Genomic DNA, 14,235 nt, shown 5'->3' with positions numbered 1-14,235 from the left:
CCCGGACGATTTCCGACGGGTAATCCGTTTGGCAGAACGGACCCGAACGGGGATAGTCCGGGGGTGAGCTCTCCCACCGCGCCCTCCGCTGCCCGCACGCCCGGCCGGCAACGCCCCGCGTGGGCGGGCCGCAATTACACCCTGCTGACCGGCGCCGCCGTCATCACCAACCTCGGCGCGCACGGAGCACTGGTCGCGTCGGCGTTCGCGGTGCTGGAGGCCGGCGGCTCGGGCGGTGACGTCGGCCTGGTGGCCGCCGCCCGCACCCTTCCCCTCGTCCTCTTCCTCCTCGTCGGCGGCGCCGTCGCGGACCGGCTGCCGCGGCACCGGGTGATGGTCGCCGCGAACGCCGTCAACTGCGTCTCCCAGGCCGCCTTCGCCGCCATGGTGCTCCTCGGCCACGCCCAGCTGTGGCAGATGATGCTGTTCAGCGCGTTGTGCGGCACCGGCCAGGCGTTCTTCAACCCGGCGGCCGAGGGCATGCTGTTCGCCACCGTCTCCGGCGAGCACTCCAACCGGGCCTTCGCCCTGTTCCGGATGGCGGTCAACAGTGCCGGCATCGGCGGCGCCGCGCTCGGCGGCGCGATGATCGCCGCGATGGGGCCGGGCTGGGTACTCGCCGTGGACGCCGCCGCGTTCGCCGTGGCGGGCGTGCTGCGCGCCTTCCTGGACGTCGGCGGGAAGACGGAGCCCAAGGAGAGCGGCGGCCTGCTGGCCGACCTCCGCGAGGGCTGGGCGGAGGTGCGCACCCGCCCCTGGCTGTGGGGCATCGTGCTCCAGTTCTCCGTGGTGGTGGGCGTCGTGGGCGCGGCAGAGTCCGTCTACGGACCCCTGGTCGCACGCGATCACCTCGGCGGGCCCGCACCGTGGGGCATCGCCCTGGCCTTCTTCGGCCTGGGCACCATCGGGGGCGCCGTGCTGATGATGGCCTGGAAGCCGCGCCGGATGCTGCTGGTCGGCACGCTGTGCGTGTTCCCGCTGGCGCTGCCCGCGGCGGGCCTGGCGGTGCCGCTGCCGGCCTGGGGGCTGTGCGCGGTGATGTTCGTGAGCGGGGCGGCGATCGAGGTCTTCGGCGTCAACTGGATGTCGACGCTGCACCAGGAGATCCCCGAGGACAAGTTCTCGCGCGTGTCCGCCTACGACTGGTTCGGCTCGGTGTCGATGCTGCCGCTGGCGACGGCGCTGGCCGGGCCGGCCGAGTCGGCGTTCGGGCGGACCCCGTCCCTGTGGGGGTGCGCGGCGCTGGTCGTCCTGCCGACGGCGCTGGTGCTCGTGGTCCCGGACGTACGGCGGCTCCGGCGGCGGGCCGCCAAGCAGGTGGCCTCCGGTCCCAGGCCGGCCGGGGCTGCGGGGGCGGAGCCACGGCCGACCGGGCCGGTGGCCCGGGTCGCCGGCCAGGAGCGGGCCCTCGCTCCGCAGCCCGTGAGCGGCCCGGAAGCGGGCCCGGCCCAGAACGCCGACACGCCCCGGGCGGAGCCCGCTCCGCGCTGACCTGCCCTCTGCGGGGCCACGCCGGTACGGGCGGATCAGTCCAGCGTGAAGGCCCCCGCCGGAGGCGCCGGCGAGGGGACCGCGTCGCGGTCCGCCACCGCCACGGCGGAGCCGATGAGCTTCGTCAGCGCCGCACCCGATTCGACCCGTGCCGGGAACACGTCGCCCGCGCCCAGGCGGCCCAGACCCGTCAGGGGCAGCTCCGCGTCGGAGGCGAGCAGGACCGCGTTGCCGAACCGCCGGCCGCGGAGGACTGCCGGTTCCGCCATGAGCGCGAGCCGGCCGAACACCGCGCGGAAGTTGGCGAGCTGGGCCCGGAGGAAACCGAAGGGCGCCCCGTCCGCCAGGTTGGCCGCGTACAGGCCGCCCGGCCGCAGCACCCGGGCCACCTCCCGCGCGTAGTCGACGGAGGCCAGCTGCGCGGGTACCCGGGAACCGCCGAACACGTCCCCGACCACCACGTCCGCGCTCGCCGCCGGGGCCTGCTCCAGCCAGGCCCGGGCGTCCGCGGTGTGCACCGTGATCCCGGAACCGGCCGGCACCGGCAGGTGCCCGGCGACCAGCTCCACGAGGGCCGCGTCGAACTCCACCACCCGCTGCCGCGAGCCCGGCCGGGCGGCGGCCGCGTACCGCGGCAGGGTCAGCGCGCCCCCGCCCAGGTGGACCAGGTCCAGTGGCTCGCCCGGGTCCGCCGCGCAGTCCAGGACGTGGGCCAGGCGACGGACGTACTCGAACTCGAGGTACCCGGGATCGTCGAGGTCCACGTACGACTGAGGGGCCCCGTCGACCGTCAGCAGCCAGCCCCCGTCCCGGTCCACGTCCGGCATCAGCTTGGCGGTGCCCTGCACCGTGTCCCGCAGCACCGGGATCCGTTCGTCGCTCACCGCACCATTGTCCGGCAGCCCGCGGCGGGGCTCTCAGGCGGCCAGGACCCGCTCGACCTCGGCCGCGTGCGCGGCGGCCTGCTCCTGTCCCGCGCGGGCGGCCGGCGCCCGGCGCGCCGGGTCGAGCACGTTGCGGCCGAAGGCCTTGCGGGCCTCCCGGGACGGGTGGATCACCACCACGTCCGCCCCGGCCTCCCGCAGTGCGGCCGCCTGGGTCCGCGGCGAGGGCACCAGGCGCGAACCCAGCGCCACCGGAGCGATGACGATCACCCGGCGGTACCCGGCCGCGAGGTCGGCGTTGGCGGAGGAGCGGATCCCGCCGTCGATGTAGCGCCGCCCGCCGATGGTCACCGGTGGCCACACCAGCGGCACCGCGCAGCTCGCCGAGACCGCGTCGACCAGCCCGGTGCCACTGTCCCGGTCGAAGGCGCGCAGCTCCCCGGTCACCGCGTCCACGGCGCTGACCAGCAGCCGCCGGTCCGGCCAGTCGTGACTGAGCAGCCGCTCCGCGAGCACTTCGCGGCGGGATTCCTCGGGTTCGGTGGCGGCGCCGAGCGCGAGGGTGCCGATCCGCTGCCGGTACGCCTCCGCCGTACGGGACCGCAGCATGGCCAGCGCGAACTGCGCGAAGACCGAGCCGCCGAGCCGGGCCCGCGGCTCGGCGGACGGGTCGCCGAGCTGGCGCTCGTACAGCTCGCGCGGGCCGGCCAGGCCGGAGGTGACCTGGGCTCCGACGAGCGATCCGGCGGAGGTGCCGACGACCAGGTCCACCAGGCCGTCGCCGAAGAGGTCGACGCCCGCCTCGGCCAGACCGTGGAGGATGCCGCACTCCCAGCCGACGCCGGTCAGCCCGCCGCCGCCCAGCACCAGCGCCGTCCCGCCGGTGCCCGTTCCCGTCCCCGTCATCGGTGCCGCCTTCCTGGAATGCCGTGACCCGGTGGCGGCAGTCTCGCAGTGCGCTCCTGCCGCCACCAGGGCGGGGGCTACTCCCCGACCGCCGTGACCGTGCCCGCGCCGACCGTACGGCCGCCCTCGCGGATCGCGAACCCGAGGCCGGGCTCCAGCGGAAGCGCGCGACCCAGCTCCACGGTCATGGAGACCGTCTCGCCGGGCCGGGCCACTCCGGCCTCCCCCAGGTCCACGTCCCCGACCACGTCGGCCGTCCGTACGTAGAACTGCGGGCGGTACCCGCTGCCCAGCGGCGTGCTGCGGCCGCCCTCCCGGGCGGACAGCAGGTACACCTGCGCGGTGAAGCGGCGCCGGGGAGTGACGCTGTCCGGGGCGGCGACCACGTGACCGCGGCGCACGCCGTCCCGGGGCACCCCGCGCAGCAGCAGCGCCACGTTGTCGCCGGCCTCGGCGGACTCCATCGGCTTGCCGAAGGTCTCCAGGCCGGTGACCACCGTCTGGGCCGGCTCCCCGTGCCCGCCGAGGACGGCGACCCGGTCGCCGATCCGTACGGTGCCGCGCTCGACGGCACCGGTGACGACGGTGCCGCGTCCGGTGATGGTGAGCACGTTCTCCACCGGCAGCAGGAACGGGGCGTCGGTGTAGCGCACCGGCATCGGGACGTAGGTGTCCACCGCGTCCAGCAGTGCCTCGACGGCCGCCGTCCAGCGCGGGTCGCCCTCCAGCGCCCGCAGTCCGGAGACCCGTACGACGGGTGCGGTGTCCCCGCCGTAGCCGTGCGCGGTGAGCAGCTCGCGGACCTCCAGCTCGACCAGGTCGGTGAGCTCCGGCTCTCCCGCGTCGGCCTTGTTGAGGGCGACGACGATGTGGTCGACGCCGACCTGGCGGGCGAGCAGCACGTGCTCGGCGGTCTGTGGCATGACCCCGTCGAGGGCGGAGACCACCAGGATCGCGCCGTCGAGCTGGGCGGCCCCCGTGACCATGTTCTTGACGTAGTCGGCGTGGCCGGGCATGTCGACGTGGGCGTAGTGCCGGGTGTCGGTCTCGTACTCGACGTGGGTCAGGTTGATGGTGATGCCGCGGCGGGACTCCTCCGGGGCGCGGTCGATCCGGTCGAAGGGGACGAAGGAGGCGCTCCCGCGCGCGGCGAGGACCTTGGTGATGGCGGCGGTGAGGGTGGTCTTGCCGTGGTCGACGTGACCCATGGTGCCGATGTTGAGGTGCGGCTTGGTCCGCACGAAGGCCGTCTTGGCCATGATCTCTTCCCGTTGCTTCGAAGCCGTGAGACGGGACCCCTGCGACCTGCCGACCCTCCCCCTGCGGGGTCCGCCGGACGATCCGGGAAGGGTCAGCTTCGTGCGCCGCCGAAAGCGAGGACGGCAGCCTTCGGCGCGTCCGCGACTGCGGACGGCGCTGCGGGGAAGGCGTACCGGAACATGGCCCCGATCATTCCGGACACGGACCCGGCCGTCGAATGGTTTTCCGGCGGCTTCCGGCCACCGGGCGTTCGGCCGCCTGAGGCGCAGATTACGGCGGCCGGCCGTGCGTGTCGGTTAATCTCCCGGGATGTCCCTCCTCCTCGCCCCGTGGACCCGGCTGTCCCTGCTGGTCGTCCTGCTGGTCTCGGCAGGCGTCTGCGTGGTGCTGTACGAGCCCCAGCGACTGCTCTCGGAGGGCTGGCCGCCCGGGCTCCCGCTCGGCACGGCGGTGCTGCTGTTCGCAGTGGCGTACGGCCTGTGCACGGCCGCGTTCGTGCCGCGTCCGCTGCTGAACCTGGGTGCGGGGGCGGTGTTCGGGGCACAGTTCGGTCTGGCGGCGGCGGTGGCCGGCACGGTCCTCGGGGCCGGGATCGCCTTCGGCCTGGGCCGGGCGATGGGTCAGGACGCGCTGCGACCGCTGCTGCGCGGCCGGTGGCTGAAGGCGGCGGACGGCCAGCTGAGCCGGCACGGGTTCCGCTCGATGCTGGCGGTGCGGATCTTCCCGGGGGTGCCCTTCGCGGCCGCCAACTACATCGCGGCCGTGTCCCGGTGCGGCTGGCTGCCCTTCCTGACGGCGACCGCGATCGGGACGGTCCCCAACACCGCTGCGTACGTGATCGCGGGCGGCAGCGCCTCCTCGCCCACCTCCCCGGCCTTCCTCGCATCCTTCGGATTCATCGCGGTGTCCGGGCTGCTCGCCGGGGTCGTGGCCTGGCGCAAGAGGCACCGGCTGGCGGCCGCACCGGCCGTGCCGGCGGCCGGAATGCCCCCGCAGCCCACCCCTGTGGTCACCGGCTTCACCCAAGGGCCCTAGCATCTGACCCAACTGCCCGACGATCACAAGGACGAGCGCACCCCGTCATGAGCTGGTTCGAATCCCTAATCCTCGGTCTCGTCCAGGGGCTTACGGAGTTCCTCCCGATTTCCTCCAGCGCCCACCTGCGCCTGACCGCGGCGTTCGCCGGCTGGGAGGACCCGGGTGCCGCCTTCACCGCGATCACCCAGATCGGCACCGAGGCCGCGGTGCTGATCTATTTCCGCAAGGACATCATGCGGATCATCTCGGCCTGGTGCCGGTCGCTCACGGACAAGGCGATGCGCTCGGACCACGATGCCCAGATGGGCTGGCTGGTGATCGTGGGCTCCATCCCGATCGGTGTGCTGGGTCTGACGCTGAAGGACCAGATCGAGGGCCCGTTCCGGGACCTGCGGCTCACCGCGACCACGCTGATCGTGATGGGCATCGTGCTCGGTGTCGCGGACCGGCTGGCGGCCCGGGACGAGGCCGGCGGCCGGCACCGGGTGGTCCGGGAGCGCAAGACGCTCCGCGACCTGAGCGTCAAGGACGGCCTGATCTTCGGCATCTGCCAGGCCATGGCGCTGATCCCGGGTGTCTCCCGGTCGGGCGCGACCGTCTCCGGCGGTCTGCTGATGGGCTACACCCGCGAGGCGTCGGCCCGGTACTCCTTCCTCCTGGCCATCCCGGCCGTGGTGGCCTCCGGCGGCTACGAGCTGAAGGACGCGATGGAAGGGGGCCACGTGTCCTGGGGGCCGACCATCTTCGCGACGGTCCTCGCCTTCGTCGTCGGGTACGCGGTCATCGCCTGGTTCATGAAGTTCATCTCCACCAAGAGCTTCATGCCCTTCGTGATCTACCGGATCGTGCTGGGCATCGCCCTGTTCGTGCTGGTCGGCACGGACGTGCTGAGCCCGCACGCGGGCGAGTCCGGCCAGTAGCCGCCCGCGGACGACGCGGACGAGGACGCGGGGGCCGCCCGGGAACGTTCCCGGGCGGCCCCCGCGTCGTTGTCCCTGTGAGAGAAGGAAAGGCAACGCGCAGGGGGTGTCCCATGGGCCGTGTGGTGCTGGAGCGATTTCCCGCGGGAAGTCCGAGGGGAAGCTGGCCCGCCGAGGAGTACGCGGCGGAGCGGATGCGTGAGGGGGTGCAGGCCGAGGTGGTGATGGACCTGGCCACGGACGCCTTCCTGGTGGTGGTCCGGCAGCGGGACCCGCGTTCGGGCCCCTGAGGCGGCGGTCTTCGGCCCGGTGGCCGCACGACCCTTGGCCTCGGGCGCCCGCTCCCCCAGACTGTCCCGATGACGCAGCGTGTGGACCTGGCGACGGTGATGGACCGGCTCGCCGTGGACGACGTGATCACGGGGTACGCGGTCGCGGTGGACGACGGGGACTGGGCGGCCTACCGGGCGCTCTTCGCACCGGACGGACGGGCGGACTACCGCTCCGCCGGCGGCATCGAGGGCCCCGCCGGGGCGGTGGCGGAATGGCTGGCCGGGACCATGACCCTGTTCCCGGTCCGCCAGCACCTGATCGTCAACCGCCGGGTGCTGCTGGAGCGGGTGGACGGGTCCCCCGGCGACCGGGCCGAGGTCCGCGCCGACTTCGTGAACCCGATGCGGCTCGAGGCCGCGGGCCCCGGTGACGATGGCGGTGAGGGGGCCGGCTCCACCGCCCCCAACTTCGTCGCGGCAGGCCGCTACACCTTCGTGCTGGCCCGTACGCCGGACGGCTGGCGGATCGGCCGGGTCACCGTTCACGAGAAGTGGCGGCACCTCCCGGCATGACGACTTCGGCATGACGGCGGCGGCATGACGACGGCCGGGAAGTGCCGGCACCGGGGCCGGGCCGGCTTCGTCCCGGATGAGACCGGCCCTGGTCCGGGCCACACTGGAGGGGGAGGCGCCTCATGCTGACCGGCGGGTCCCGGTGGTGGCGTGCGCCGGCCGCGGTGGCGGCCGGCGCACTGCCCGTGCTCGCGTTCCCCGCGCCCGCCCTGTGGTGGTGGGCGTACGCGGCCCTGGTGCCGTGGATGCTGCTGCTGCGCACCGCCCCGAGCCCGCGGCGCGCGGCTCTGGAGGGATGGCTGGGCGGTCTCGGCTTCATCGTGGCCGTGCACCACTGGCTGCTGCCCAGCCTGCACGTGTTCCTGCTGCCGGTGGCGGCGCTGGTCGGCCTGCTGTGGATCCCGTGGGCGCTGCTGGTCCGGGCGCTGCTCGGCGGTTCCCCGCCGCCGGGCCGGGCGGCGGCCGCGCTGGTGCTCGTACCGGCGGGCTGGCTGCTGTCCGAGCTGGTGCGGTCGTGGCAGGGCCTGGGCGGGCCGTGGGGGCTGCTGGGCGCCAGTCAGTGGCAGGTGCCGGCGGCGCTGCGGCTGGCCTCGGTGGGCGGGGTCTGGCTGGTGAGCCTGCTGGTGGTCGCGGTGAACTGCGCGCTGGTGCTGCTCGCCGTGGCGCCGGCGGCCCGGGGCGCGGCGGTCGCCGGGGTGACCGCGCTGGCGGTGCTGACGGGGGCGGTGTGGCTGTGGGCACCCCGGCCGCAGGTGTCGGGGGTGCTGCGGGTGGCGGTCGTCCAGCCGGGGGTGGTGGGCGGCGCGGACAGTGTGGAACAGCGGTTCACCGTCGGGGAGCGGCTGACCCGGGAGCTCGCCGGGCGGCGGCCCGATCTGGTGGTGTGGGGTGAGAGCAGTGTCGGCGCGGACCTGGCGGCCCGGCCGGACCTGACCCGGCGGCTGGCGGCCCTGTCGGACGCGGTGGGCGCACCGCTGCTGGTGAACGTGGACGCGCGCCGCTCAGACCGGCCGGGCATCTACAAGTCCTCGGTGCTGGTCGGCGGGGCGGGCCCCACCGGGGACCGGTACGACAAGATGCGGCTGGTGCCGTTCGGGGAGTACGTGCCGGCCCGTTCGCTGCTGGGCTGGGTGACCTCGGTGGGCAAGGCCGCCGGGGAGGACCGCCGGCGGGGTTCGACGCCGGTGCTGATGGCGCTGCCGGGCCGGCCGGAGGTCCGGATCGGGCCGCTGGTCTGCTTCGAGTCGGCCTTCCCCGACATGAGCCGGCACCTGACCCGGGAAGGAGCGGCGCTGCTGGTCGCCCAGTCGGCGACGTCCACCTTCCAGGACAGCTGGGCGCCCGCCCAGCACGCCTCCCTCGCCGCGCTGCGGGCCGCCGAGAACGGCCGCCCGGTCGTGCACGCCACCCTCACCGGGATCAGCGCGGTGCACGGCCCGTCCGGGGAGCCCGTCGGGGAGCGGCTGGGCACCTCGGCGTCGGTGGCCGAGGTGTACGCCGTCCCGCTCGCGCGGGGCAGCACCCTGTACGTCCGTTCCGGTGACTGGGCGGTGCGGGCGGCACTGGCCGCGCTCGCCGGGTACGTGGCGTTCCTCGTGGTGCGCCGGGTCAGGCGGCCTGCTCCAGTGCCGCCAGGACCACCCGCTCGCACAGTTCGTGGGTGAGCAGGGCGTCCCGGGCGCTGAGTACCTTTCCGGCCGTCACGGCTTCCAGGAAGGCGTCCACGACCTGCTCGATGCCGCGCTGGCGGGCCACCGGCACCCAGTCGCCGCGGCGCCGCACGGTCGGCTGGCCCTTGTGGTCGACGATCTCGGCGAGGTTGAGCACCTGCCGTTTGGTGTCCTGGCCGGAGACCTCCAGGATCTCCTCGGTGGAGCCGGACAGCCGGTTCATGATGCCCAGGGCGGTGAAGCCGTCGCCGGACATCTGCAGCACGACGTGCTGCATCAGGCCGTCCCGGATCCGGGCCCGGACGTCGATGTGGTCGGCCTCGCCGGGCAGCAGGAAGCGCAGGGTGTCCACGACGTGGATGAAGTCGTCGAGCACCAGGGTGCGCGGGTCCTCGGGCAGCCCGACGCGGTTCTTGTGCATGACGATCAGGTCGCGCGGGTGGTCGGCGCACTGGACGTAGCCGGGGGCGAACCGCCGGTTGAAGCCGACGGCGAGGGACACCCCGAGCTGTTCCGCGAGTTCCACCAGCCGTTGCGACTCGGCGTACTCGTAGGCGAGGGGCTTGTCGACGTAGGTGGGGACGCCGGCCCGGAGCAGCCGCTCGGTGATCTCCGGGTGGGCGGCGGTGGCGGCGTGCACGAAGGCCGCGTCGAGGCCCTGGTCGAGCAGGGAGTCGAGGCCGGTGTGGCGGCGGGCGGCCGGGACGGCGTACCGGTCGCCGACGAGCTCCAGGGTGGCGGGGGTGCGGGTGTGCAGGTGCAGTTCGGTACCGGGGCGGGCCGTGAGGACCGGCAGGTACGCCTTCTGGGCGATGTCTCCGAGTCCGATGCATGCGACCTTCACCGGGGATCCTCCTGTGTCGTCTGCCGTACCGTCTGCCGTGTCGACTGCCGTGTCGACTGCCGCCGGTCCGTCCCGGCAGCTTAATCCCTGGTGCAGGACGTGGCGTTGTCCCAGGATGTGGGCATGACATTCGACTTTGACCAGCGCCCCGACCCGTCCACCACCGCCGGCGAGCGGGAGATGCTGGAGGGCTGGCTCGACCACCACCGCGTCACCCTCGCGATGAAGTGCCGCGGCCTGGACGAGGAACAGCTCCGCCGGGCCTCGCTGCCGCCCTCGGAGCTGACCCTGCTGGGACTCGTACGCCATATGGCCGAGGTGGAGCGCTGGTGGTTCCGGGAGGTCAGCCTGGGCCTGGACCTGCCCGAGCTGTACTGCACGGAGAAGGACCAGGACGGCGATTTCCACTTCGGCCCGGAGGACACCTTCGCCGACGCGGAGAAGGTGTGGCGCAGGGAGATCGAGCTGGCCCGGGAGGCGGTGGCGGAGCGCTCGCTGGACGAGGTGTCGGTGGGCGAGCACCCGCGCCGGAAGCAGCGGTACAACCTGCGCTGGGTGTACACGCACATGATCGAGGAGTACGCGCGCCACAACGGGCACGCGGACCTGCTCCGGGAGCAGATCGACGGGGCAACCGGCTCGTAGCCGTCACTCGTGCGGGTCAAAACGGCCCGCGGATTTTCGCAACCGGGTCCGTGCAGAGCAGAGTTGCGCGAGTGCATCCAACCCGAACCACGACATCCCTGGTCCTCGGAGTCGCCGCTGCCGTCTCGGCCGTCTCCGGCTGCGTGAACGTGACCCCGGACGCCGCCCCGCTGCAGCCCGCCGCCGCCCCGTCGGCGGGCGGGCAGCCGCGGCACGAGACGCGCGGCGGGACGGGGACCGCGCCGGTGGTGGTGCAGGCTCCCGCGCTGGAGGCGCTGAAGGCGGCTCCGGAGGGATCCGGGGGCGGCGCGGGCCCTGCCGCGGAGCCGCCCGACCGAGTGGCCGGAGAAGGCCCGGAGACGGCCCCGGAGGGCTCTGCGGAGCCCGTTCCACCGGTCCCGGACATCCCGGAGCCCCGGGCGTCCGGGGACGGGCCTGGGAACGGGACGCCCGGCCGGGACGGGAAGGGCCGAAAGGGCGGCCGGGACAGCGGCCGGGACGGGGGGCGGGGGCCGCGGGCCCGGGAGGTGGAGCGGGAGGTCATGAGGCACCTTCCGGTGCGGCCGGCCGACGTGTGCGCGCTGGGCCGCGAGCACGGTCATCTCAAGCCGGACAGCCCCGAGGCCCGCATCTGCGCCGGCGTCCACTCCGGCTGACCCCTGGGTGGGGTGGCATCGCGCGGACGCGGCAAGACCCGGAAGAGAGGGCCTACGGGTGCTGTCCGGGCACGGAGCCCGGACCCGGCAGGTCCCACGGCTCCTGCGCGAGCCGTTCCGCCAGACGGGCGATGGCCGCCCGGACGCCGTTGCCGTACCCGTCGTCCGCGAGCGCGCCGGTGGCCGCGCGGGCCCGCTCCAGATGGACCCGCGCGGCCTCCGTCCGTCCGAGCTTCGCGTAGTCCGCGGCGAGGTTCAGGTGCAGGGACGGGTAGAAGGCCCGGACCGCCAGGTGCGGCTCGTGCCGGGCGAGCCGTTCGTCGCCGAGCGCGTCGGCGGCGGACAGGGCCCGCAGGTCCCAGGCGAGCTCGTCGGCGGGGTCGTCCTGCGCGTCGGCCATGTAGTGGGCCAGCGTGCAGCGGTGCAGGGGGTCGCCCTCCCCGCCGATCTCCGACCAGATGTCGCCGAGCCGGTTGCGGGCCTCTTCCCGGTCACCGGCGTGCAGGAGGATGATCGCCTGGCCGATCCGGGTCATGACGGCGTCCTCCGACGCCTCCTGCTGCTCGGTCAACGCGGCCTCCGGCGGTCGGTCCTGCCAGACCCGTATGGTCTGATCATCAAGACGCTAGCCGGAGGCACCGACATTGCCGCGCAAGGCGCGGTCGGGCGTCAGCCGAGGTCCGGGATGCGCCAGTCGATCGGCTCATGGCCCTGCGCGGCGACGGCCTCGTTGATCTGCGTGAAGGGCCGGGAGCCGAAGAACTTCTTCGCGGACAGCGGGGACGGGTGCGCACCCTTGACCACCACGTGGCGGGTCTCGTCGATCAGCGGGAGCTTCTTCTGCGCGTACGCGCCCCACAGCACGAAGACCGCCGGGTCGGGCCGGTCGGCCACCGCGCGGATCACCGCGTCGGTGAACTTCTCCCAGCCCTTGCCCTTGTGCGAGTTGGGCTCGGCCTCGCGGACCGTGAGCACCGCGTTGAGCAGCAGCACGCCCTGCTCGGCCCACGGCATCAGGTAGCCGTTGTCCGGGATGGGCGTGCCCAGCTCGGCGTGCATCTCCTTGTAGATGTTGCGCAGCGAGGGCGGGGTCTTCACCCCCGGACGGACCGAGAAGCACAGTCCGTGGCCCTGGCCGGCGCCGTGGTACGGGTCCTGGCCGAGGACCAGCACCTTGACCCGGTCGAACGGGGTGGCCTCCAGCGCGGCGAAGACCTGCTCGCGCGGCGGGTAGACCGGCCCCTGGGCCCGCTCCTTCTCGACGAACTCCTGGAGCTCCTGGAAGTAGGGCTTCTCCAGTTCCTCGCCGAGCACGGGCAGCCAGGACTCGGGCAGCATCTGCGTCACGTCGACAACCTCCGACAATCGTTCTGCAACTGATCACAGAACTTACCGGCGACCACTGACACCGACCGAACCCGCTGCCCGTTCCGCACGGGCCCGCCGCGTGCCCGCGGCCGCTACCAGCTCTGCTTGCGGTAGAGCTCCCACATCTGCATGGCGGTCTGCGGGTCGAGCGCGCGCTCGGCGCCACCGACGTCCTCACCGGCGGCGACGTACAGCTTGCCCTGCCACAGCGGCAGCAGGCGGACGTCGTCGGCCATGATCTTCTGGGCGTCCTCGAACTGCGGGGAGACCGCGGAGCGGTCGCTGGAGCGGCGCGACTTCGGCAGCAGGTCGTTCAGGATGGCCTGCGGCTCGTAGGGGGTGCCGACCGCGTTCTCCTTGCCGACGAACGGCGCGATGAAGTTGTCCGCGTCCGGGAAGTCGGGGAACCAGCCTCGGCCGAAGACCGGGTACTGGCCGGTCTTGTAGCCCTGCTGGAACTCCTTCCAGGGCTTGCCCTGGATGTCGATCTTGAACAGGCCGCTCTCCTCGAGCTGCCGCTTGAGCTCCTTGAACTCCTCCGCGGTGGAGGAGCCGTAGCGGTCGGTGGTGTACCAGAAGTTCAGCTCGACCGGGGTCTGGATGTTGGCGTCCTTGAGGTACTTCCTGGCCTTGGGGACGTCGGGGTGGGCGAACTTGTCGAAGAACGGCGTCCGGTGGCCCGACACGCCCTTGGGGACCATCGAGTAGAGCGGCTCCGCGGTGCCCTGGTAGACCTTCGAGACCAGCGTGCCGCGGTCGACGACCTGGGCGACCGCCTGCCGCACGGCGAGCTGCTTGACGGCCGGGTCCTTGGGGTTGAAGACCAGGTACCGGATCTCGGAGCCGACGTTGGCGACCACCTGGATGCCGAATTCGCGGCTGCCGTCGGTCTGGAGCTCCTTGACCTCCTCGGCGGTGAGGCCTCGGTAGGTGGCGTCGATCTCCTTGTCCTTGAGCGAGGCCACCATCTTGCCGGAGTCGTCGTAGTACCGGATGGTCACGCCGGCGTTCTTGATCTGGGCGAAGCCCTGGTAGTCGGCGTAGCGGGAGAGCTCGGCCTTCTCCTTGTCCACGTACGCGTCGAGCACGTAGGGGCCGGAGCCGGTGACCTTGTTGCCCTCGCGGACCCGGTCGGCCGGGTAGTCCTTCGGTGCGACGAGCGAGGCGGCCGGGGAACCGAGCACGTACGGGAAGGTCGCGTCGGACGTCTTCAGCTGGAAGACGACGGTCAGCGGGTCCGGGGCCTCGACCCGGTCCAGGCTGCCGAACAGGTCCTTCGGACCGACCGTGGAGTTGATCTTCTTGATCCGGTCGAAGGAGTGCTTGACCGCCTTGGCGTCCAGCGGCTCACCGTTGGAGAACTTCAGGCCCTTGCGCAGCGTGCAGCGGAAGGACTGGTTGTTGGAGTCGGTGAACTCGCAGCTCTGCGCGGCGTCCGGCTGCGGCTTGGTGCTGCCGGTCGGGAAGGCGAGCAGGGTCTGGTACACGTTCCGGTAGAGCTCCCAGGAACCGTCCCATGCGGCGGCCGGATCGAGGGTGCTCGGCGCGCTCGTCGTGCCCACGACCAGGCGCTTCTCGCCCGGCGAGTCGTCGCCCGTGACGAACCCGCAACCCGCGAGCATGGATATGGACGCAAGGGCCGCAGTGATCTGCAGGCATCTGGTCCGGTTGAACACGTGCACGCTCCTCGATCGGCCTGAGTGCGGCA

Annotated in this window: 15 protein-coding genes; 8 read left to right on the top strand and 7 right to left on the bottom strand. The window is 73.1% G+C overall.

Annotated features, from left to right (window positions below):
* Positions 1-63 precede the first annotated feature (63 nt).
* Positions 64-1,491: an MFS transporter gene (locus ACGFQ9_RS13095; RefSeq protein WP_393573824.1), complete on the top strand. Its 1,428-nt coding sequence runs from the start codon at positions 64-66 to the stop codon at positions 1,489-1,491.
* A 35-nt stretch (positions 1,492-1,526) separates the two neighbouring features.
* On the opposite strand, the gene ACGFQ9_RS13090 is transcribed toward ACGFQ9_RS13095, so the two are convergent.
* The 3 genes from ACGFQ9_RS13090 to tuf form a co-directional block, all read right to left on the bottom strand.
* A complete protein-coding gene (locus ACGFQ9_RS13090; protein WP_393574287.1) occupies positions 1,527-2,318 on the bottom strand; it encodes a spermidine synthase in 792 nt (263 codons plus the stop codon).
* A gap of 90 nt (positions 2,319-2,408) precedes the next feature.
* The gene (locus tag ACGFQ9_RS13085) at positions 2,409-3,281 is read right to left on the bottom strand and encodes a patatin-like phospholipase family protein (RefSeq protein ID WP_393573823.1); all 873 of its coding nucleotides are present in this window, start codon (positions 3,279-3,281) and stop codon (positions 2,409-2,411) included.
* 77 nt (positions 3,282-3,358) lie between these two features.
* Positions 3,359-4,540, bottom strand: a complete 1,182-nt coding sequence (gene tuf / locus ACGFQ9_RS13080; protein ID WP_393573822.1) for an elongation factor Tu — start codon at positions 4,538-4,540, stop codon at positions 3,359-3,361.
* A 310-nt stretch (positions 4,541-4,850) separates the two neighbouring features.
* On the opposite strand from tuf, the gene ACGFQ9_RS13075 reads away from it, so the two are divergent.
* The 5 genes from ACGFQ9_RS13075 to lnt all read left to right on the top strand — a co-directional run bounded on the left by ACGFQ9_RS13075 (position 4,851) and on the right by lnt (position 9,008).
* A complete protein-coding gene (locus ACGFQ9_RS13075) occupies positions 4,851-5,576 on the top strand; it encodes a TVP38/TMEM64 family protein (protein ID WP_393573821.1) in 726 nt (241 codons plus the stop codon).
* A gap of 47 nt (positions 5,577-5,623) precedes the next feature.
* Positions 5,624-6,499, top strand: coding sequence for an undecaprenyl-diphosphate phosphatase (locus ACGFQ9_RS13070; protein WP_393573820.1), 876 nt, complete (start codon positions 5,624-5,626; stop codon positions 6,497-6,499).
* Positions 6,500-6,612: 113 nt separating this feature from the next.
* Positions 6,613-6,789: a hypothetical protein gene (locus tag ACGFQ9_RS13065; protein ID WP_393573819.1), complete on the top strand. Its 177-nt coding sequence runs from the start codon at positions 6,613-6,615 to the stop codon at positions 6,787-6,789.
* A gap of 69 nt (positions 6,790-6,858) precedes the next feature.
* Positions 6,859-7,344 (top strand): nuclear transport factor 2 family protein, encoded by a 486-nt coding sequence (locus tag ACGFQ9_RS13060; RefSeq protein WP_393573818.1) that lies wholly within the window; start codon positions 6,859-6,861, stop codon positions 7,342-7,344.
* Positions 7,345-7,466: 122 nt separating this feature from the next.
* Positions 7,467-9,008 carry an apolipoprotein N-acyltransferase gene (gene lnt, locus ACGFQ9_RS13055; RefSeq protein ID WP_393573817.1) on the top strand — a complete coding sequence of 514 codons (1,542 nt, stop codon included), beginning with the start codon at positions 7,467-7,469 and terminating at the stop codon, positions 9,006-9,008.
* Here lnt and ACGFQ9_RS13050 read toward each other — a convergent pair.
* On the bottom strand, positions 8,953-9,858 hold the full coding sequence (locus tag ACGFQ9_RS13050) for a Gfo/Idh/MocA family protein (RefSeq protein WP_393573816.1): 906 nt from the start codon (positions 9,856-9,858) through the stop codon (positions 8,953-8,955). The genes lnt and ACGFQ9_RS13050 overlap by 56 nt on opposite strands.
* A 123-nt stretch (positions 9,859-9,981) precedes the next feature.
* On the opposite strand from ACGFQ9_RS13050, the gene ACGFQ9_RS13045 reads away from it, so the two are divergent.
* The gene (locus ACGFQ9_RS13045) at positions 9,982-10,503 is read left to right on the top strand and encodes a DinB family protein (protein ID WP_393573815.1); all 522 of its coding nucleotides are present in this window, start codon (positions 9,982-9,984) and stop codon (positions 10,501-10,503) included.
* Positions 10,504-10,574: 71 nt separating this feature from the next.
* The gene (locus ACGFQ9_RS13040; RefSeq protein ID WP_393573814.1) at positions 10,575-11,159 is read left to right on the top strand and encodes a hypothetical protein; all 585 of its coding nucleotides are present in this window, start codon (positions 10,575-10,577) and stop codon (positions 11,157-11,159) included.
* A 52-nt stretch (positions 11,160-11,211) separates the two neighbouring features.
* Here the strand turns inward: ACGFQ9_RS13040 and ACGFQ9_RS13035 are convergent, their stop codons facing one another.
* The 3 genes from ACGFQ9_RS13035 to ACGFQ9_RS13025 form a co-directional block, all read right to left on the bottom strand.
* Positions 11,212-11,730, bottom strand: a complete 519-nt coding sequence (locus ACGFQ9_RS13035; RefSeq protein ID WP_393573813.1) for a hypothetical protein — start codon at positions 11,728-11,730, stop codon at positions 11,212-11,214.
* Positions 11,731-11,828: 98 nt separating this feature from the next.
* The gene (locus ACGFQ9_RS13030; RefSeq protein ID WP_393574286.1) at positions 11,829-12,497 is read right to left on the bottom strand and encodes a uracil-DNA glycosylase; all 669 of its coding nucleotides are present in this window, start codon (positions 12,495-12,497) and stop codon (positions 11,829-11,831) included.
* A 122-nt stretch (positions 12,498-12,619) separates the two neighbouring features.
* Complete coding sequence (locus tag ACGFQ9_RS13025) at positions 12,620-14,203, bottom strand: ABC transporter substrate-binding protein (RefSeq protein WP_393573812.1); 1,584 nt, start codon at positions 14,201-14,203, stop codon at positions 12,620-12,622.
* Positions 14,204-14,235 lie beyond the last annotated feature (32 nt).

This window comes from Streptomyces sp. NPDC048603 (assembly GCF_043199475.1).
GTDB lineage: Bacteria > Actinomycetota > Actinomycetes > Streptomycetales > Streptomycetaceae > Streptomyces.
The sequence above is the reverse complement of the archived record's forward strand: the minus strand, read 5'-3'. Positions and strand labels throughout refer to the sequence as shown.